Raw genomic sequence first — 18,917 nt, 5'->3', positions numbered from 1 at the left:
CGCCGCCGCACATGCGAGCCATCGTCCTGGCAGGGGGTCTCGGGACCCGGCTGCTGCCCTACACGACCGTCCTGCCCAAGCCGCTCATGCCCGTGGGCGACCGGCCCGTGCTCGACATCGTCATCCGCCAGTTGCAGCGCGACGGCTTCGACCGCGTCACGATCGCGACCGGCCACCTCGCCGAGCTGATCGAGGCGTTCTTCGGCGACGGCTCCCGGCACGGCGTGGAGATCGACTACTTCCGCGAGGAGCAGCCGCTGGGCACCGTGGGCTCGCTCAGCCTCATCGACGGGCTCGACGGCGAGGACTTCCTCGTGATGAACGGCGACGTGCTGACCGACATGAGCTACGCGGCGCTCATGCGCGAGCACCTCGCGGCCGGCGACGCGACCGTCACCATCGCCGCCCACGCCCGCACGATCCAGATCTCGCTCGGCGTCATCCTGCTCGACGAGAACGACCCGAGCCGGCTCAGCGACTACGTCGAGAAGCCGACGACCGACTTCGACGCGTCCATGGGCGTGTACTGCTTCTCGCCCCGGGTCCTCGGCTTCCTGGACCCGGGCGTCCGGCTCGACTTCCCCGAGCTGATCCTGCGGCTCATCGAGCGCGGCGAGGTCGTCCGCGCGCACCACCAGCAGTGCTTCTGGCTCGACGTCGGGCGGCCCGAGGACTACGCGCAGGCGCAGGACGAGTTCGAGCGTCTGCGCGCCACGCTGATCCCCGAGCCGCAGCCCTCCGTCAGGTCGCCGCGCCCCTCCCGCTGAGGAGCGGTCACTGCGGGCGCAGGCGCACGCGCAGGACGATGTTCTGCGCCCCGCTCCGCGACGCCCGGGGAGCGGGCGTCTGGCAGGCTGCTCGCTCAGTCCGCCCGCAATCGGGCCGGGAAGCCGGTCAGGTCAGCGGCGCGGGGTGCACGGCCACGGCGATCGACTGCTCGTGGCCGCCGTAGAGGTCCGTGACCTTCACGGTGACCGTGAGCGTCGCCCCGCGCGCCTTCACGATGCGACGCAGCGCCGCCCGCGACAGCGACAGCCGCCCCGAGGCGGCGGCGCCCGCCTTCAGCGAGGCGCTCAGTCCCGGCTGGCGCAGCGTGCGTCCGCCGACCTTCAGCGACAGCGATCCGGAGACCGTGCAGGCCGACGGGCAGTAGACCGAGACGGCCGGCACGCTGACGCGCTTGCGCCGGCCCGGCCGCGGCGTGACGACCCCGCCGCGGGGCGCGTAGACGAGCGCCGCGCCGACCTGGCCGGCCAGCGTCACGTTGACGTCCAGCGAGCTCTTGGACTTCTTCGCGCCGCGCTTCTTGGCGGCCTTGCTCGCCGGGGGCGGCGGCAGGCAGTAGGCCGCGCCGCCGCAGTCGTCCTGCGCGGGGGCGGCGGCCACGGGACCGGCCAGAGCGACCGCACAGGCGGTGACGAGGATGACGGCGAGGCGCTTCAGGCGGCGAAGCATAGAGTTCCCGCGTGCGCGTTCACCGCATCGCTGGACGCATGGCCGGGTTGGAGTCCCCGATGCGCCGCATTCCACCCCTGGCCGCCGCGCTGCTCGCCGTGCTGCTCGTCGTCGGCACCACCGCCTCCGCCGCGACGAAGCGGCGCGCCGCCCCCGCCGAGAAGGCGATCTGGGGCGCCACGACCCTCGGCGACGGCACCTCGGCGTTCCCGGTCTACAAGGAGCTCGGCGTCGACGTCTTCGAGGTCCAGCTCGACTGGGCGACGACGGCACCCGAGCGCCCGGCGGATCCCGGCAACCCCGACGACCCCGCGTACAGGTGGCCGCGCGCGCTGGACGATGCGGTGGCGCAGGCGACCGCCGAGAACATCCAGGTCGCGGTCATGGTCCGCGGCACGCCGCCGTGGGCCAACGGCGGACGGACCCCGGACTGGACGCCGAGCAACCCGACCGACTACGGCGACTTCCTCGTCGCCGCCTCGCGCCGGTACCCGCCGGTGCGCCGCTGGATGATCTGGGGCGAGCCGACGCGGCAGGGCAGCTACCAGCCGATGCCGTTCAACAAGAAGCAGGGCCCGCGGTCCTACGCGAAGCTGCTCGACGCCGCCTACGGCGCGCTGAAGTTCGTCGACCCCACGAACATCGTCATCGGCGGGATGACCTTCACGACCGGCCTGGTGACGCCGCGCGACTTCGTCAGGTGGATGCGGCTGCCCAACGGCAAGCCCCCGCGCCTGGACTGGTACGGCCACAACGCGTTCTCGACGCGCTTCCCGCGCCTCAAGGACAACGTCTACGTCAAGGGCCTGCGCGACATCAACGACCTCGACACGCTGCACTCCGAGCTGAAGCGCGCATACCGTGGACGCGCGACCCCTCCGATCTGGGTGTCGGAGTTCACCGTGTCGTCGGACCGCCCGAACCGCGCGTTCAACTTCTCGGTCAGCCGTGCGCAGCAGGCGAAGTGGGTGACGGCCGCCTACAAGCTCGTCAACTCCGTCGACTACGTGTCGGGGCTCGGCTGGTTCAACCTGCAGGACGAGATCGACGACGGGACCGATCGCTCGCTCACCACCGGCCTCATCGCGATCGACGGCGTCCGCAAGCCGGCGTTCACGGCGTATCAGCGCGCCCCCTGAACGTTCGCGTTTTGTTGCGCAGGGGCTCGTGTGTACCGTGGGCGGCGTGTCACCGACTGGCGCACGGATCGCCGGCGCGGGTGTGTTGCTCGCGACACTCGTTGCGGCGTTGCTGCTCGCCCGCTGCCCGGCCGGCGCGTCGGCGGCGGCGAAGCTGCCCCCGCAGGGCGTCTACGAGCAGTGCCCGCCGGGCGCGCATCCGGCGCGGTGCGCCGCCAACCTGCGCCGCGTCGCGCGCGTCGGCATCAAGTACGTCCTCAACTACCAGGCGCTCAACGGCTCGCCGCGCCAGATCCGGGCGTACGCGCGCGCGGCGCGCAACGCCGGGGTCAAGCTCATCTGGCCGCTCATCCACCCGGCCTGGCGCGGCGCAGTGAGCCTGCGCAGGACGTATCCGCAGCTCTCCCGCGGATGTCACTGCACCAACCTGCTGCGGTACACGGTTCGTCTGTTGCGCCACAACCCCGCGACGTGGGGCTGGTACGTCGGCGACGAGCTGCCGGCGAGCACCGCGCCCGCCGTCATCCGGCTCGCCGACCGGGTGCTGTTCCTCGACCCGAACCACCCGCGCCTCTACATGCAGGCCGGCCTCGACCAGCTCTTCGGCGCGGGGCTCAAGCCGTTCGCGCCCGCCGCGGAGTACCTCGGCAACGACATGTTCCCCTTCGGCACCGCGTTCGCGACGTCGATCCTCGCGCAGTCCATGGGCTCCGCCGGACGCGAGGCCAGCGCGCTGCGGCGCAAGTTCGTCGCGACGCTTCAGGCGTTCGCGTGGAACCAGGTGCGCGACGCCCCGCCCACCGGGATCGTCGACCGCAACCACTTCCCGACCTACGCGGAGATGCTCAAGGCGCGCAACCTCACGCTGAAGGTCTCGCGCCCCGTGATGATCCTGTGGTACTCGCTGCAGGACATCGACCACTCCAGGGCCCCCGCTCGCCACTTCGCCGACTGGGCGCGCGCCGTCCGGGCGCCGGCTCCGCGCTAGGACCGCCGGCGCGCGGTCGCCCGCTCGGCGTTCGAGCGCGACGTCGCCCGCTTGGCCCTGCTCGTCCGCGTCGTCTCGGCCACCGTGCGCGACGTCGCACGCTTGGCCCTCTCGTCCGCGTCGTCTCGGCCACCGTGCGCGCGCGGGCCTTCGCGGCCGGGGTGGCCGACGGGCGCGGTGCGGTGGCGACCGGCGGCTCGGGCACGACCGGCGGAGGAGCGTTGGCCGCCTGCACGAGGTTCGCCCAGTTGCCGGCGGGGTCCGCCGAGCGGTCGACGTCGTTGAGCGAGTACCACAGGATGAGGCTGGGATCGCTCGCCAGGATCGCCTGGTTGCGCTGATCGGTCATCTCCGCGGCGGTCGGGAAGTGGTCGTCGGGCATCCCGTCCTGGGGGTACTGGTTGTGCGCGAAGGCCTGCAGGACCGCGACCATGTTCCTCCCGGCCGGCTTGATTTGGCGGGCCGACGCTGCCATCGCCTCGCCCGTGAGCGTGTGCGGCACGACGCTGCCGATCGGGTACATGTCGCTGCCGATGTAGTCCGCGGCGCGGATGTACGGCCCGAGGTTGGCGCCGAGCTGCTCGAGCATGCCCATGCCGACGTAGATCGTCGGGTGGTCGGGGTCGAGCGCGCGGACGCGGTCGGCGAGCGCCTGCACGAGCGGCGCCTCGTTGACGGTCAGCTCGTCGCCGATGTACCAGCCCCACGTTGCGGGATGGTCCTTCAGGCGGTTGACGACGTAGGCCAGCATGTCGTTGCAGTAGCACTGCGCCGCGAGCTTCGGGTAGCGCTTGAAGAGGTTGCCCTGCTCGCGCCACACCTTGTCGTTGAGCGGCCAGATGAGCTTCACGCCCGCGAGGGCCGCGGCGTCGGCATACGCGACCAGGTCCGTCGGCGTCGCGTACCAGCTCGTGTAGTTGAGGATGATGGGCATCCCGTTGCTGGCGACCCGGCGGACGTGCTCGATGCAGGTGCCGAGATCCGGCGTGGGGGCGCACTGGTCGTAGACGCCCTGCGGCGGGACGGCGGCCGCGGTCCCCGGCGCGGGCGCGGCGGGCGCGGGGCTGGGGGATGCGGTGGCCAGCGCGAAGAGCACCATCGCCGCGCTGATGGCGGCGAGCAGATGGGCCGGGTGGTCGCGCAGGCGTCGGCGACCCGTGCGGGCAGGGTGAAGCATGGCGCCTCCTTGGCAGTGGCCGGAGGCGCTCCGTGCGCCTCCGTCGGGACGGGGCCGCCGCGCGGTGGAACGGCGGCGGGCTCCCCCCTGCTGTCGGCCGGATCCCGGTCGGAGAATCCTTCCCGGCGGAATCCTGGCCGGGTGTTGGACTTCCGCCTGACCGGATGGCGGTGGACCGGCGGCTGGACCTCGTTAGAGTCGGGGCGTGCCGATCGTGCGGGAGCCGCCCGACCCTGTCCTCGACCAGCCGGTGTGGGCGCGCCCGCTGCTGCGCCAGCCCGACCGCTCGCTGATGGACCTCGCGGGGTCCGGGCTGCCCGTCGCCTTCGCCGTCCTCGCCGACCGCCATCGCGAGCGGCTGCTGGCCGCCGCCGGCGGTGACGAGGACCGCCTGCGTGACACGCTGCTCGGCGCGTGGAGCGCCGCGCGTGCCGGCGCGCGGCCCGCCGATCCCGCTGCCTGGCTCGAGTCGCTGGCCTCCGGCGACGTGCAGGCCGAGCATCTCGGGGCCGCCGCGGAAGGTGACGAGCACGAGCAGGAGCTGCGCAGCCAGCTCGAGGCACTCGTCGGCGCCGCGGTGCTGCCGTCCCTGCCGCCTCGGACCGCGGACACCGGGCTGCCGGCGCCGGCGGCCGCGGCCGCGCCGTCCCGCGTCGGCGGGCGCCTGCGGCGTCGCCCGGCCGCGCTGGTCGCTGGCGGGGTGCTGGGGCTGTTCGGGGTCGCCGCGATCGCGGCGGGCGCCGTCGCGCTCAGCGGCGGCGACGAGCCGTCCGGCCAGCGGGCCGCGAAGGTCTCGACCGCGCCCGCGGACGCGCCGCCCGACGCGCCCACCACCGGCGCGGGCACCACGCCTTCGCCCGCGGACACCACGGCGACGACCGCGAAGAAGGCCAGGAAGGCGGGGTCGTCGTCCTCGGCGACCGCGGGCACCGGCGCGGTGACGCCGTCCGGCGAGCCGGTGACCACGCAGGCACAGGAGCCGTCCGCGGCCGCCGGCGCGCCGACCCCGACGAAGGCCACCGCGCCCTCGCGGACGCCCGCCGCCGCCCCGAAGAGCACCGGCAAGAAGGGCGGCACGAGGCAGCCGACGACGACCACCACGCGGCCCACGGCCACGGTCCCGCTGCCGACGAGCACCACCACGGTGCCCCCGATCACGCAGACCGCCCCGCCGACGACGCCGACGCCGACCGCGACGACCCCGCCGGTCACCGAGCCGCCCGCGACGACCGAGCCGCCCGCGGTGACGGAGCCTCCGGCGACGACGGACGCGCCGCCGGCGGACACGGTTCCGGCGGGCTGAGCCGGCCGCGACGGACGGCGCGGGCGTGGCCGCGCCCGGACGTGCGTCACCTTTTGCCCACCCCTCGGGACAAACCTGACGCACGTCGGGAGGCGCGCGCTGGAACGGCGCCGTCAGGTCAGGTGGACGTGCGCAGCCCGCGGCTGGCCGCGAGGCCGATCCAGCCGCCCACGACGAGCAGGATCAGCAGCAGGCCGTACGTGACGGCCGGGGACGTCGTGCTGGAGCTCGAGTCCGAGCGCAGCGCCGATGACGGCGGACCGTCCGTGCCGACCGTCGCGCCGCCCACGCCCGGGACCCTGGACGAAGATCCGAATCCGTTCTCGGAGTGGATGGACGTGCCGACGTTCGGATTGTCGCTCGATGAGCCCGATGAGCCCGATGAGCCCGATGAGCCCGATGAGCCCGAGGAGCCCGAAGATCCCGACGATCCGGTGGCCGCGGTCGCGCCGCTGGCGCCGGAATCCCCGTTGCCACCGCCCCCGGAGCCGGTCGTGCCGGCCGCCCCGGCGGTCGAGGTGCCGTTGTCCTGCTGGTCGCCCGAGCCGTCGTCCGCCTTCGCTCGCGCCTTCTTCGGAGCGGCGTCCTTGCGGGCCGTATCGAACGGAATTTCGTAGATGACCCCGGCAGGGCTGCTAGCGTCCGGGTCGGTCCGCTGCTGCTGTGCACTCACCGGGGGCGCGGCCAGGCACACGACCACGAACGCGAACGAGGCGATGAGGGAAGCACGACTCACCGCAGCGAGTGTAGAGCAGCAGGAAGCGGCCCCGCAGACGATCACGGAAGCAGTGGACAGTCGTACGCCGCCGCCGCGGTCCCCCCTCATCGCGGCTCCGGCGGTGTTCGTCATCGTCCTGCTCCTTCTGGCGACCGTCTACCACGGAGCCTTCTACCTGCGCGACTGGGGCCCGCCGGCCGTGCTGGTCCTCGGCACGCTGCTGGCCCTGCAGATCGCCGGCGGCGGCCTCCCCCTGGGCGGCCGCTGGACGAAGGTCATGCTCGCCGGCATCTGGGGCTTCGCGGCCTGGGCGCTGCTCTCCGCGCTCTGGTCGACGTCGCCCTCCGCCGCCTGGGAGGGCGGCGCGCGCGACCTGTTCTACGCGGCGCTCGTCACGGTCCCGATCGTGCTCGTCCCGCGCGGGCGGGTGATCGAGGTCCTCGGCCTCGGGCTGGTCGCCGGCATCGCCGCGCTGGCCCTCCTCACGCTCGTCCGCATGCTCATCGGCGACGACGGGCTCTTCCTGGCCGGGCGCCTCGACGCTCCGGTGGGCTACCGCAACGCGACGGCGCTGCTCTTCGCGCTGGGCGTCTGGCCGCTGCTGGCGCTGGCCGCCCGCGGCGAGAAGCGGGCGTTCCGCGCCGCCGCGTTCTCGCTGGCCGTCCTCTGCCTCGCCCTGGCGTTCCTGACGCAGAGCCGCGGCATCGTCATCGGCCTCGGCGTGGGCGCCGTCGTCGCGCTGGGGCTCGGGCCCGAGCGGATCCGCCGGGCCTGGCTCGGCGTGCTGGCGGTCGTGCTCATCGCGATCTTCTCGAGCGGCCTGCTGACGCCGTACAACGCCTTCGACGGCGGGCAGGGCGTCGTACAGGACGGCGACATCAGCCGTGCCGCCTGGACGACGCTGCTGCTCATGGTGGTCGCCTTCGGCGTCGGCCTGGCCATCGCCCTGGTCGACAACGGCCTGCGCACCGGCAGCGAGGGCATCCGCGTCGCCCGCCTCGCCGCGCGGGCCGGGCTCGTCCTGATCGTGATCGTCGGGATCGTCGGCGGGCTCATGGTCGTCGGCAACCCCGTCAGCGAGGCCCGCCAGAAGTGGGACGAGTTCACCGCCAACGAGACCATCGCCACCGGAGCGACCCGGTACGCCAACGTCTCCGGCCAGCGCTACGACCTCTGGCGCGTGTCGCTGAACGCGTTCGCCGACAACCCGATCACCGGCGTCGGCGAGGCGTCCTACCCCTTCGAGTACTACGGGCACCGCAACAACGACCGCAACCTGGACGACCCACACGGGCTGCCGTTCCAGGTGCTGTCGGAGCTCGGCCTGGTCGGCGCGATCCTCATGGGCGCCTTCCTCGTCGGGGCGATCGGCGTGCTCGTCACGCGCTGGCGCCACGTCCCGCAACCCCGGCAGCGATTGGCCAGCGGCCTGGCCGCCTCGGGAGCCGTGCTGATCGGCCAGTCCATGGTCGACTGGATGTGGCGGATCCCGGGCGTCACGGGGCTCGGCCTGCTCTGCCTGGGCATCGGCGTCGCGCTCGTCCTCGATCCCGCCACCGCGCCGTCGCGCCGGCTGCCCGCCGCGTGGCGGGCGGTCACCGCGGGCGCCCTCGCGATCGCGGTCGTCGCCGTCGCCGTCCTGTACCTCTCGGACTTCTACGTCCGCCAGGCGCGCGCGGACGCCGCCGACTCGCCGGCCAAGCAGCTCTCGGCGGCCCGGACCGCCTCCAAGCTCAACCCGGTCTCGGTCGTCCCGTGGTACCTGATGGCGTCGGCGCACGAGAGCGACGGCCAGCTCGCCGAGGCGCGCTCGGACCTCCTCAAGGCGCTCGACAAGGAGCCCGGCAACTTCGCCACGATGGGCGTCATCGGCGACTTCTACGCCCGCCAGGGGCGCTACCGCGCCGCCCGCTACTGGTATGGGCGCGCGCTCAAGCTCAACCCGGTCGACGTCGGCCTCCAGCAGCTCGCCAAGACGGGCGGGGATCCGAAGGCCACGGGCTGAGCCCGCGGGCGCTAGTGCTCCATCTCGCAACCATCGACCCGAAATGCGGGCCGTCGATCACCGCCATGCGGCGTCCTCGACCACTCGAAATCCCAGAGGGATTCCTTCGGGTCTGCCTCCTTGCCTGGCGGCGCCGACGACCCACCTTTCAGGCCGATCGTTACGAGACGGAGCACTGGCCCGCGACGGCGGTGAGCAGCTCGCGCCAGTGCTCGACGCTGCGTGCGCGGCTGTAGCGCTCGCGCACCCGCGCCAGGCCGGCGTCGCCCATGCGCGCGACGCCCGCCGGGTCCGCCCGGAGCCGCCGCAGCGCGTCCGCGAGCGCCGGCGCGTCGTCCGGGTCGGCCACGACGCCCGCGCCCGCTTCCCGCACCTCGCGGGCCGACTCGCCCCGCGCGCCGAGGACCACCGGCCGGCGCGCGGCCATGACCTCGAGCAGCTTCGTCGGAAACGCGCCGTCGAGGATCGGCTGGGCGCCGAGCAGGACGGCCCCGGCGTGGGCGCCGGCGTAGAGTCCCGGCACGGCATCGGGCGCGACGGTGCCCAGCCACGTGACGTTGTCGACCGACGCCGCCCGCGCCTCAACCTCCTGCGCCTGGGCGCCGTCCCCGGCGATCGTCACCGCCACCGTCTCGGGACCTGCCAGTCGCGCGGCCTCGACGAGCGTGGCCATGTTCTGGGCCAGGCCGATCGTCCCCGCGTAGACCACCCGCAGCGGCCCGTCGAGCCGGGGCGGGGGGGCCGCCGCGAACCGCTCCAGATCCACGGCGGGCAGGACGCGGGCGACCTTGCCGGCCGCCTCGGGGAGGCGCTCGAGCGCCGCGGCGATGCCCTCGGTGGGCGTCGTGACGGCCGCCGCGTGGCGGTAGCACCAGCGCTCGAGACCCTCGGCGGCGGCGACGGCCCGCGCGTTCGTCAGCGCACCGAGCTCTACGGCCGTGGCGGGCCAGCGGTCGGCGACGTTCATGACCAGCGCTGCCCGCTTGCCCCGGGCGTACAGCACGCCCGCCGCGGCCGTGAACAGCGGCGGCGACTCGACGACCACCACGTCGGCCGGCCCGGCCAGCGGGGCCGTGGCCAGCGCGCTCGCGGCGAAGCCCGTGTGGTCGAGCAGCCGCCGCGCCACCCCGCGGTTGGCCACCGGGCAGACCGCACTGCGCAGGACCGGCACGGGGCCCGCCTCGCGCAGCCAGGCGCGGTTGCGGTAGGGGCGCTTCACGGCGCCATCGGGATAGTGTGGAAAGCCGGTGTGCACCGTGACGTCCAGCCCGGCCGCCTGCAGCCCGCCGGCGAGCGCCGCGATGCGCGTCTGCGCCGCCCCCTTCTCGGGCGGGAAGTAATGGGTGAGGAACACGACGCGCATCGCGCGCCATTGAACTCGAATCCGCCTCCGGGCGACCCGGCGGACCTCGACCCGGTCGAGCGCAAGCGCCTGGAGCGCGCATACGGCGGCTACGCGGCCGATCCGGCGCGTCAGCAGGCCTGGGACGCCGCCAACCCCGGCAACGTCGCCCTGCGCGCCGAGGTCGGCGCCCGCCTCGAACGCGTGGCCGGGCCTGCGCTGGCGGGCGACCGGCCGATCCTCGACGCCGGCTGCGGCGCCGGCTACTGGCTGGGGTGGCTGCAGGACCGCGGCGTCGCGCCCGCTCGCCTGCGCGGTGCGGAGATGATCGCCGCGCGCGCCGATGCCGCCCGCCGCCGCGTCCCGGGCGCCGACGTCCGACAGGCCGATGTGCGCCGGCTGCCCTTCGAGAACGCCAGCTGCGCGCTCGTCCTGCTCTTCACGGTCCTGAGCTCGCAGGTCGCCGAGGCCGACCGCGCCGCGACGGTGCGCGAGGCGCGCCGAGTGGCCGGTCCCGCGGGCCTCGTCGTCGTCTGGGACCTGCGCCGCACCGCGCGCGCCGTGCCCGCCGCCTTCCTGCGCCGCGAGCTCGGCCCCGGGCTGCGCACGCAGACCTCCACCCTCGTGCCGCCGGTCGCCCGCCGCCTCGGTCCGGCGACCGAGCGCGTGTACCCGCTGCTCGTCCGTCTGCCGCCCCTGCGCACCCACTGGTTCGCGTGGGCGCCGGGGGCCTGACGCTCAGCGCGACGGCTGGTCGGCGCGCCGGAAGGTCCGGCCGAAGCGCCGCGCGTGCTCCTGCTCGAAGACGACGTACTCCGAGATCGCCGCGCGCAGGATCGAGTACCGGCTCGCCGTCTCGCGCGCGTTCGTCTGCAGGTGGCGCAGCCGCTGGCGGTCGTCGACGAGCGCGGTGAGCGCGTCGAGCGCCGCGGCCTCGTCGAGCGTGTCGACGGCGACCATGTTCTCGCCGTCGCGTGCGAACTCCCAGACCCCGCCGAGGCGCGGCGCGACCGCCGTGCACCCGCAGGCCATCGCCTCGAGCGCCGTGCGCCCGAACGCCTGGTACATGGACAGGTCCAGGAAGACGTCGCTGCGCGCGAGCAGGCTCGCCACGCGGTGGCGGGTCAGCAGGCCGAGGTGGCGCGCCCGGATCGCCGCCGACTCGGTGATCTTCGCCAGTTCGGCGTCATGGCAGCCGAACGTCATCACCTCGACCGTGTCCGGGAACGCATCCTGCAGGCGCTCGAGGGCCTTCACCGTGCCGAACGGCTGCCGGCGCGGCGTGCGCGGCCGCACCATGCCGACGACCCGCACCGGCCCGTCGGGGTCGCGTGGGCGCAGCGGCGGCACGTACAGCTGCTCGTCGATGCTCGGCTCGACCTTGGCCACGTGCAGGCCGTGCACCTCGCCGACGACGTTGCACAGCCAGTGCGTCTTGGCGAACAGGAGCATGTCCTCGATCGCCGTGTAGGACTCGACCGCCTCCGCGACGTCCTCCGGGTTCTTCGACGCGAAGAACGGCTCGTAGTCCTGGATGTAGTAGGCGGGCAGGAAGTCCTCGCGGGCCTGGCGCACCCGCTGGACCATCGCGACCGACTTGAAGTGGGTCGCCGAGATGACGTCGGCGCCGGCCGTCTTGTCGACCAGGTCGTCCTCGTCGCGGAAGGTCTGGAAGACCTCGGCCGCGTCGTCGTAGACCGCCTGGGCGCGCGTGAAGGCCCGCTCGGGCAGCGCGATGTGCGCGTTGACGCCGAGCTGGCGCAGCCCGCGCACCTCCTGGTAGATCGAGTGCGAGCCGCCCGAGCCGCCGTCGCCGAGGCCCGGCAGGACGAAGACGACGGCCAGCGGGTCGGTGTCGCCGTGCATGAGCGCGGCCGCCGTCCCGACGGGCGTCGCGGCCGCGTCCTCCACCGCCGCGCGCAGCGGCGCCAGCGCCGTGTTGGCCTCCATGCCCTTGACGAGCGTCTCGATCTCCTCGCGCCCGTGCTTGTCGAGGAAGATCTGGTAGTTGCGCTTGGCGTGGACGTTGCGCCCCTCGACGGTGAACGACTTCGACTTGGCGTGGAAGACGTAGGCGTCGTCGGCGACGGCGAGCTCGAAGCCGGCCTTCAGCGCGCGATAGCTGAAGTCGTTCTCCTCGGAGTAGCCGGAGGCGAAGTGCTCCTCGTCGAAGTAGCCGATCGCGTCGAAGACGGCGCGCTTGACGACGTAGCAGAAGCCGTTGACGAACGGCAGGCGCGGGCGGTCGCGCGGGGAGACGTGCGCCACGATCGACGCCATCCCGTCCGCGGTCAGCCACGGCGGCAGCGGATTCGTCGCCCACGACCCGCCCTCGCGCAGCCGCGGCACGGACTGATGGCTGGCCGCGTTGGACAGCGGCCCGAGGATGCCGATCGCGCCGTTCGAGTCGCCGGTGTCCACGAGCCGCTGCAGCCAGCCGAACGTCACGATCGTGTCGCTGTTGAGCACGGCGACGTAGTCGGCGGTCGCCTCCCGCATCCCGAGGTTCGCGGCGATCGTGTAGCCGTGCGGCGGCTCGGCGTTGTGGATGAGCGTGACCTTCGGGTTCGTCTCCGCGACCGATTCGAGGTACGCGGTGGTCGCCGCGTCGCTGCCGTCGTTGACGAGGATCAGCCGGAACGGCCGGTCGGACTTCGCGACGAGCGACCACAGGCAGACCCGCACGTCCTCGAGCGCGTTGTGGACGCAGACGACGACGTCGATCGAGGGGCTGATGAGCACCTGGTCGGCGCGATCGACGAGCACGTGGCGGCGGTCGGCGGCCTGCGGCAGCGCCAGCGGGTCGACGCCCTCGACGGGGCGCCGCGTCCAGCGCACCGTGCCGAGGTACTGCGACAGAAACGCCCGGCGCGGTTCGAACTCCGGGCTGGCCGGGTCGAGCCCGTGCTCGGCGCCCGGGACCACGTGCCCGTTGTCGGACGGCGAGGTGGCCGGTTCACCTGTCGCGATCGCTGAGCCGGCCGGGTCAGCGATCGCGGGCGGTCCCGAGCCCAGCTGGCGCTCGAGCGCCAGGACGCGCTGCGTCGCCTGGTCGAGATCGTCCCTGGCGCGCGCGGCCGCCTCCTCGGCGGCCTGCGCCCGGCTGCGGGTGTCGGCGAGCTCGTCGGAGCGGCGGCGCTCGCCGTCCTGAAGCTCCCGCTCGGCGCGCTCGCGCGCCTGCTCGGCGTCGCGCGCGCTCGTCTGCGCGTACTCGAGCTCCATGGCGCGGCGCTCGTGGGCGATCCGCGCCTCGCCGAGCTCGGTCGTGAGGCTCTCGATCTCGGCCTGCTGGGCGGCGCGCTCGGCCGCTGCGCCCTCGAGGTCGCCCCGCGCCGCGCCCAGCTCGGTCTCCAGCCGGGTGCGCTCGCGCGCCTGCTCGTCGAGGGCCGCGCGCAGCTCGGCGACGCGCGCCTCGGCGGCCTCCGCGGTCCGGGCGGCCTGCTCGGCGAGCGAGCGGTCCTCGAGGCGGCGCTGCTCGGCGTCCGCGGCACCAGCGCGGACGGCCTCGAGCGCGGCCCGCTGCTCGTCGAGCTCGCGCTCGAGCGTCTCGCGCACGTCGGCGAGGTCCTGCTCGGCGCGTCGCCGCTGCGACGCCGCGGCGCCGGCGTCGACCGTCGCGCGGGACGCCTGCTCCTCGAGCTCCGCGACGCGCGCCTCGGCCGCCGTGCGCGCCGCCTGCTCGTCGGACAGGCGCTGCTCGAGCTCCTCGAGGGCCTGCGTCGCGGTGGCGAGCTCGGCCTCCCGCGTGTCGACTCCGGCGGCGAGGCGCGCGTAGTCCGCGCGCATCGACTCGAGCTCGCGCTCGAACGCACCGGCCCGGGTCGCGGCCTCGGTGGCCTTGGCCATCGCGTCGGTGGCGCGGGCGGCCTCGACGGCGGCGAGATCGCGCAGCTCGTCGACGATCTCCGGGTCGTCCGACGAACGCGTCTCGCGGGCCGCACCGAGCTGGCGCCCCAGCTGCGCGATCTGCTCGGCGAGCGCCGGGTCCGGGCCGGCCCCGGCCGCCGGGGCGGTCGCCGTCCGCTCGCGCTCCTTGTCCAGCGAGCGCCGCAGCCGCTTGACCTCCTTGAGGAGGTCGTCGAGCAGCTGACGGTCGGCCGGGTCACCCCCGCCGGTGCGCATGCGCTCCTGCGCCTCGGCCAGGCCCTGCTGCGTCAGCTCGAGCTGGTGCGCCGTCTCCCGGCGCGCGACGATGCCCCAGAGCCGCATCAGCTCGATCGCCCCGGCACGCTCGCGCAGCCACTCGGAGCCGCCGGTGAGCTCGAGCAGGTCGCCGAGCCGGCCGTCCTCGGCGACGGTGGTCTCCGGCGCCAGGATGCCCAGCCCGTGCGCGCCCGGGATGTCGCGGAACACCCACTCGGGATCGGACGTCGCGATGAAGTCCTCGATGGCGGTGCGCACGCCGTTGCGCGGGCCGCCCTCCTCGATCGCGTTGGCCAGGTGGTCGTTGATGCCGACCTCGAACATCTCCGCGGTGCCGGGCCGCAGGCCCTTGTGGGCGTACGGGTGGCGGCGGTGCTCGGGGATCCGGTCGGGCGCGTAGTACATGTCGCGCCGGCCGTAGGGCCAGTCGACGTCGTGCAGCGCGATCACGGGCGGCGAGCGCCGGTCGCGCGCCGCCCGCTCCTCGCTCGCCCGCAGCTCGCTGAGGACCGTGAAGTGGTTGTGGTCGCCGTCGATCAGCAGCAGGTCGACGTCGGCGATGTCGGGCAGGACGTTGAGGCTCAGCCCGCGATGGAAGACGAACCGATCGCCGAACTCGGCCTCCCAGCCCTCGACGTCGAAGCCGGGCTCGGGGTCGATGCTGTGGATCACGGCATCGACCTCCTCGGCGATCTCGAGCAGGCGCCGGGTCAGCTCCCCGAACTGGGAGCCGATCTCGACGACGACCGACGGGCGCACGGTGCGCACCAGCGGTTCGAGGAACGCAGACCAGAAGCGGTGCACGTGAGGCGATCGGGTCGGGCGGCCGGACCGGGCCGGTTCAGTCGAGGTCCGGCCGGTCCTCGACGGCCGCGACGTGGGTCGGGTTGATCCACACGCGGGTGCTCGTGGCGGTGTTGAACCGGGTGAAGCTCTCGGAGCCGGTTGCGGCCTGCTCCAGCATGTCGATCACCTTCTTGCCGGGAAGGGCGACGGTGATCTCCCTACCGTCGGCGAGACGAACTTTCGAGGCCATCAGATGCTCCTGGGCGATGTCGGGGTCGAGGGGCCGAAGCGGCGCAAGAGACTAGCTCCGGGTCGTGGACTGCTGGGAGGGCTCTTGAGCCCAGGACCGCAGGATTGGACGCATGTCGGACTCTGCGGCGGGCAGCTGCGCGGCGGGGAGGGGACGGGAGACGGTCTGCAGCGCCTTGTCGAGCGCTCCGGCGTCGCTCTGGGGCCGGCGGAAGGTCAGGCGGCGCATGAGCATCGTGGTCTTGTGGCCCAGCCGCCACGAGCGTGAGGCGATCGCGCGCTCGAGCTGTGCGCGGACGACCTCGCGCTCGGCCTCGAGGGTCTCGCGGGCCGCACGATGCGTCCGCAGGTCGCCCTGTGCGGCGACGAGCTGGCGGTCGAGGTCGGCGGTGCGTGAGCTCAGCAGCCGCTCCTGGTCGCGCGTGGCCCCGAGCTCGTTCGTCCGGGCCTCGACCTCGCGCTCGAGGATCCCCGCCCGGCGCTCGGCGTCGGCGAGGGCCTGGCGCTCGCGCTCGCGGGCGGCCTCGGCCCGCCCGAGCTGCTCGCGGACGCGCTCGGCGGCCACGACGGCGTCCGCCACGCGCTGGGCGTCGCCGTCGACGCGCGACTGCAGCACGGTGCGCTCGGCGCGCAGGCTCTGGAGCTCGGCATCGCGGCGGGTGAGGTCGATGCGCAGCTGGGTGCGCTCCTGCTCGTTGGCGGCGAGCTGGCGCTCGAGGCGGTCGCGGCCGCTGCGCAGCTCGGCCTCGATGGCGGCGCTGCTGCGCTCGAGCGCCTCCAGGCGCGTCTCGGCCACCGCGCGCTCGCGCTCGCCGGTGGACGCGGCGGCGATGAGGCGCTCGCGGTCGGCGCGCTGCTCGCGGACCGCCGCGTCGAGCTCGGCGACCCGCGCCTGCAGCGACGCGACGGCGACGCGGGCGTCGGAGAGCTCGTGCTCGAGCGCGTCGGCGCGCTCCTGGCTGCGGCGCACCTCGGCGCGCAGGTCGTCGGCCTCGGCGCGGTGCGCCTCCGTCGCCGCGGCGAGGGCGCCGGCCTGCGTGGCCGCGCGCTCGGCGACATCGCGCTGCTCGGCCTCGAGCGCCGCGGCGGCGCGGCGGGCCGCCTGCAGAGCGGTCTCGGCGCGAGCGCGCTCCATGTCGACCCGGCGGCAGTGGTCCTCGAGGAACTCGGGACTGCGCAGGTCGTGCAGGACGCGGGCGAGCGCGGCGTTGCCCCGCACCAGCTGGACCTCGGCGACGACCGCGATGCCGCCCAGCCCGGGCAGGTCGGCGATCACCCAGTCGCGCTCGGACTGCTCGGCGAAGTCCTCGATCGCGGTGCGCACGCCGTTGCGGTCGCCGTCATCGGAGAGGGCGTGCCAGAGGCCGGTCTGCAGGCCCTCGGGGTCCAGCCCTCGGCGGCCGGGCACGACGCCGTCGCGACCGGCGGGTTGGCGGGCGCCCTCGGGGATCGCCTCCGGGTCGCGGTAGCCGTCGCGGCGCCCGAACGGCCAGCGGACGTCGTGGACGACCACGACCGGCGGCTCGTGGCCGTCCTGCCGGGCGCGCGACTCGAGCTCCTGCAGGACCTGCATGACCGTGTACCAGTTCGGGTCGGCATCGACGATCGCCACGCCGACGTCCGTGCACTCGCTCGCGGCCCGGACCGCGCCGGCGCGCTGCACGCGCACCGCGTCGCCGCCGAGCTGCTCGAGCGCCTCCGGGTCGAAGGACGGATCCGGGTGCGCGACGTGCAGGGCGATGTCGCGCTCTCGGCACAGCGCCGCGAGGCGGTGGGCGAGCTGACCGTCTCCACGGTCCAGATCCAGCACGACCCGGGGATCGGCCGCCTCGATGATCGGTTCGATGACGGCGATCCGGTAGCGCTGCACGAGGGCGATCCTACCGACAAGAGGGCGGCTTCGGCGATCCGGATTTCGTCTACTCGACTCGTTCAGAGCGGCGGGCGATCGCCGCTTCCCCGGGCACGGTGCGCGGCGCGCGCCACCCAGAGCCGGGCCCCGGAGACCCAGTTGTTCGGGTGCGTGAGGCACAGGATCGGCGAGGCGCCCTCGGCGATGAGGTGCAGCGGATCGATGCCGTCCTTCCACTGGCCCTCGGCGGCGCTGCGATCGGTGAGCCAGCACGCGAGGTCGTGGCGCCGGATGCCGTAGTTGGCGTCGAACTCGATGCCGAAGCCGCGGGGATCCTGGTCGGCGAGCAGGTCGCCGTTGCGCAGCTGCGGCATGCGCGTGTCGCCGTGGGCCGCGATCGACCGGGTGGGCCCGAAGCGCTCGTCGAATGCGCGGATCTCCGCGCGCAGGACGTCGCGGCACGCGGCCAGGGTCGCCGCCGCCTCGGCGTCGCCGTCAGGCGCGCCCCGCGTGAGCGCCAGGCGCGTCAGCGTCTCGTAGTGCAGGCCCACCTCGTGGCCGGCGTCGCGCACCGCCCGGACGATCGCCGGCTGCGCGGTGCGCCAGCGGAAGTACCAGGTCGCCGGCAGCCCGAGCTCGCGCTCGACCGCCAGCATCGGCAGGACCGACCGCGGCGCCTGGTCGACGTCGTGGCGCAGGATGAGCACCCGGTCGGCCTGCGGCCCGTCGATGACGAACCGCTCGAGCGACGTGACGGCGTACCCGCGCGCAAGGGCCCGCTCGAGGACCGCCCGGTAGTCGGAGAAGCGGCTGCGCGACAGCGTGCGCGACAGGCGTCGCCGGGTCCGTCCGGACGCGGGGCTGGGGTCCACGCGAGCGGATCATAGGAACGGCGGGGAGCAGGCCCTTTGCCATACTCGCCTCGTGCTGATCGTCAACGCGGACGACTGGGGCTACAGCGAGCGCGTGACGCAGGCCATCGTCGACGGCTTCGAGGCCGGGACGGTGTCGTCGACCACCGCGATGGTGTGGCAGCGCGACACCGAGCGCGCCGCCGAGATCGGCCGGGAACGGCGCCTGCCGATCGGCCTGCACCTCAACCTCACCGCGCCTTACCGCGCCGACGACGTCCCCGCGCGGGCGCGCGAGCGCCAGCTGCGGCTCACCGAGCAGTTCGGCAAGCAGGGATGGCGCGCCCCGGACGCCTTCGCCGGCGACCGCCAGATGCTGCGCGACACCATCCGCGACCAGCTCGACCGCTTCCGGGAGGTGATCGGCGAGCCGACGCACCTCGACGGCCACCACCACGTCCACGTCCACAGTGAGGTCCTCGAGCTGCTTCCGGAGCTCCTGCCTGCCGACACCCCGATCCGCGCGGTCCCGCGGACCCCGCCGCACTCCGACGACCCGCTCGACCGGCGGGAGGCCGGGCTGTATCAGAGCTTTCCCGCGGTCGACCTCGTGTGGGAGCTCCACCACCTGCACCCCGACCTCGGCGGTGCCGGTCTGGAGTGGCTCGAGCGGGCGCGCACGCTGTCCGTGGAGATCGTCACGCACCCCGCCGAGGACAACCCCAAGCTCGGCGAGGCCCCCTGGCGCGCGGCGACGGCCGGCCTCGACCTCGCGTCCTATCGCGGCCTCGCCGAGCGACTCGCCGCCGCCGCGCCCGCCTCGCTGCCGCCGCAGGAGCCGGAGCCCCGCGCGAGCCCGCGCGGCTGGCGCCGGTTGCTGCAGCGCTCCGGGACCGGCACGGCCTAGCC

General features: G+C 74.3%; 15 protein-coding genes. 7 read left to right on the top strand and 8 right to left on the bottom strand.

The genetic code is table 11. From position 1 onward, the window contains the following. Positions 1-11 precede the first annotated feature (11 nt). The gene (locus DSM104329_RS26385) at positions 12-767 is read left to right on the top strand and encodes a nucleotidyltransferase family protein (protein WP_259312851.1); all 756 of its coding nucleotides are present in this window, start codon (positions 12-14) and stop codon (positions 765-767) included. 127 nt (positions 768-894) lie between these two features. Here DSM104329_RS26385 and DSM104329_RS26380 read toward each other — a convergent pair whose 3' ends face one another. Continuing rightward, entirely contained in the window at positions 895-1,455 is a 561-nt protein-coding gene (locus DSM104329_RS26380) for a hypothetical protein (RefSeq protein WP_259312850.1), read from the bottom strand. 59 nt (positions 1,456-1,514) lie between these two features. Here DSM104329_RS26380 and DSM104329_RS26375 point away from each other — a divergent pair, with 59 nt between their 5' ends. Next, positions 1,515-2,594, top strand: coding sequence for a hypothetical protein (locus DSM104329_RS26375; protein ID WP_259312849.1), 1,080 nt, complete (start codon positions 1,515-1,517; stop codon positions 2,592-2,594). An 860-nt stretch (positions 2,595-3,454) separates the two neighbouring features. On the opposite strand, the gene DSM104329_RS26370 is transcribed toward DSM104329_RS26375, so the two are convergent. After that, on the bottom strand, positions 3,455-4,759 hold the full coding sequence (locus DSM104329_RS26370; protein WP_259312848.1) for a glycoside hydrolase 5 family protein: 1,305 nt from the start codon (positions 4,757-4,759) through the stop codon (positions 3,455-3,457). A 205-nt stretch (positions 4,760-4,964) separates the two neighbouring features. Between DSM104329_RS26370 and DSM104329_RS26365 the strand changes: the two genes are divergently transcribed. Next, positions 4,965-6,062 carry an RNA polymerase sigma factor gene (locus DSM104329_RS26365; RefSeq protein ID WP_259312847.1) on the top strand — a complete coding sequence of 366 codons (1,098 nt, stop codon included), beginning with the start codon at positions 4,965-4,967 and terminating at the stop codon, positions 6,060-6,062. A gap of 118 nt (positions 6,063-6,180) precedes the next feature. On the opposite strand, the gene DSM104329_RS26360 is transcribed toward DSM104329_RS26365, so the two are convergent. Continuing rightward, the gene (locus DSM104329_RS26360; protein WP_259312846.1) at positions 6,181-6,351 is read right to left on the bottom strand and encodes a hypothetical protein; all 171 of its coding nucleotides are present in this window, start codon (positions 6,349-6,351) and stop codon (positions 6,181-6,183) included. On the opposite strand from DSM104329_RS26360, the gene DSM104329_RS26355 reads away from it, so the two are divergent. Both DSM104329_RS26355 and DSM104329_RS26350 read left to right on the top strand, forming a co-directional pair. Continuing rightward, on the top strand, positions 6,329-6,679 hold the full coding sequence (locus DSM104329_RS26355; RefSeq protein ID WP_259312845.1) for a hypothetical protein: 351 nt from the start codon (positions 6,329-6,331) through the stop codon (positions 6,677-6,679). The two genes, DSM104329_RS26360 and DSM104329_RS26355, sit on opposite strands and share 23 nt — an antisense overlap. Positions 6,680-6,901: 222 nt before the next feature. Beyond that, positions 6,902-8,785, top strand: a complete 1,884-nt coding sequence (locus DSM104329_RS26350; protein ID WP_259312844.1) for an O-antigen ligase family protein — start codon at positions 6,902-6,904, stop codon at positions 8,783-8,785. Between the two features lie 160 nt (positions 8,786-8,945). On the opposite strand, the gene DSM104329_RS26345 is transcribed toward DSM104329_RS26350, so the two are convergent. Further along, positions 8,946-10,148: a glycosyltransferase family 4 protein gene (locus DSM104329_RS26345; protein WP_259312843.1), complete on the bottom strand. Its 1,203-nt coding sequence runs from the start codon at positions 10,146-10,148 to the stop codon at positions 8,946-8,948. A 9-nt stretch (positions 10,149-10,157) separates the two neighbouring features. Between DSM104329_RS26345 and DSM104329_RS26340 the strand changes: the two genes are divergently transcribed. Further along, on the top strand, positions 10,158-10,862 hold the full coding sequence (locus DSM104329_RS26340; protein WP_259312842.1) for a class I SAM-dependent methyltransferase: 705 nt from the start codon (positions 10,158-10,160) through the stop codon (positions 10,860-10,862). Positions 10,863-10,865: 3 nt separating this feature from the next. Here DSM104329_RS26340 and DSM104329_RS26335 read toward each other — a convergent pair whose 3' ends face one another. The 4 genes from DSM104329_RS26335 to DSM104329_RS26320 form a co-directional block, all read right to left on the bottom strand. Beyond that, positions 10,866-15,038, bottom strand: coding sequence for a glycosyltransferase (locus DSM104329_RS26335; RefSeq protein WP_259312841.1), 4,173 nt, complete (start codon positions 15,036-15,038; stop codon positions 10,866-10,868). 73 nt (positions 15,039-15,111) lie between these two features. Continuing rightward, positions 15,112-15,306 carry a hypothetical protein gene (locus DSM104329_RS26330; RefSeq protein ID WP_259312840.1) on the bottom strand — a complete coding sequence of 65 codons (195 nt, stop codon included), beginning with the start codon at positions 15,304-15,306 and terminating at the stop codon, positions 15,112-15,114. A gap of 51 nt (positions 15,307-15,357) precedes the next feature. Continuing rightward, positions 15,358-17,175, bottom strand: coding sequence for a coiled-coil domain-containing protein (locus tag DSM104329_RS26325; RefSeq protein WP_259312839.1), 1,818 nt, complete (start codon positions 17,173-17,175; stop codon positions 15,358-15,360). A 62-nt stretch (positions 17,176-17,237) separates the two neighbouring features. Further along, on the bottom strand, positions 17,238-18,029 hold the full coding sequence (locus tag DSM104329_RS26320) for a polysaccharide deacetylase family protein (RefSeq protein WP_259312838.1): 792 nt from the start codon (positions 18,027-18,029) through the stop codon (positions 17,238-17,240). 52 nt (positions 18,030-18,081) lie between these two features. Here DSM104329_RS26320 and DSM104329_RS26315 point away from each other — a divergent pair, with 52 nt between their 5' ends. Continuing rightward, the gene (locus DSM104329_RS26315; protein ID WP_259312837.1) at positions 18,082-18,915 is read left to right on the top strand and encodes a ChbG/HpnK family deacetylase; all 834 of its coding nucleotides are present in this window, start codon (positions 18,082-18,084) and stop codon (positions 18,913-18,915) included. The last annotated feature ends 2 nt before the right edge of the window (positions 18,916-18,917 follow it).

The sequence above is a fragment of the Capillimicrobium parvum genome, assembly GCF_021172045.1.
Taxonomy (GTDB): Bacteria; Actinomycetota; Thermoleophilia; order Solirubrobacterales; family Solirubrobacteraceae; genus Capillimicrobium; species Capillimicrobium parvum.
The sequence above is the reverse complement of the archived record's forward strand: the minus strand, read 5'-3'. Positions and strand labels throughout refer to the sequence as shown.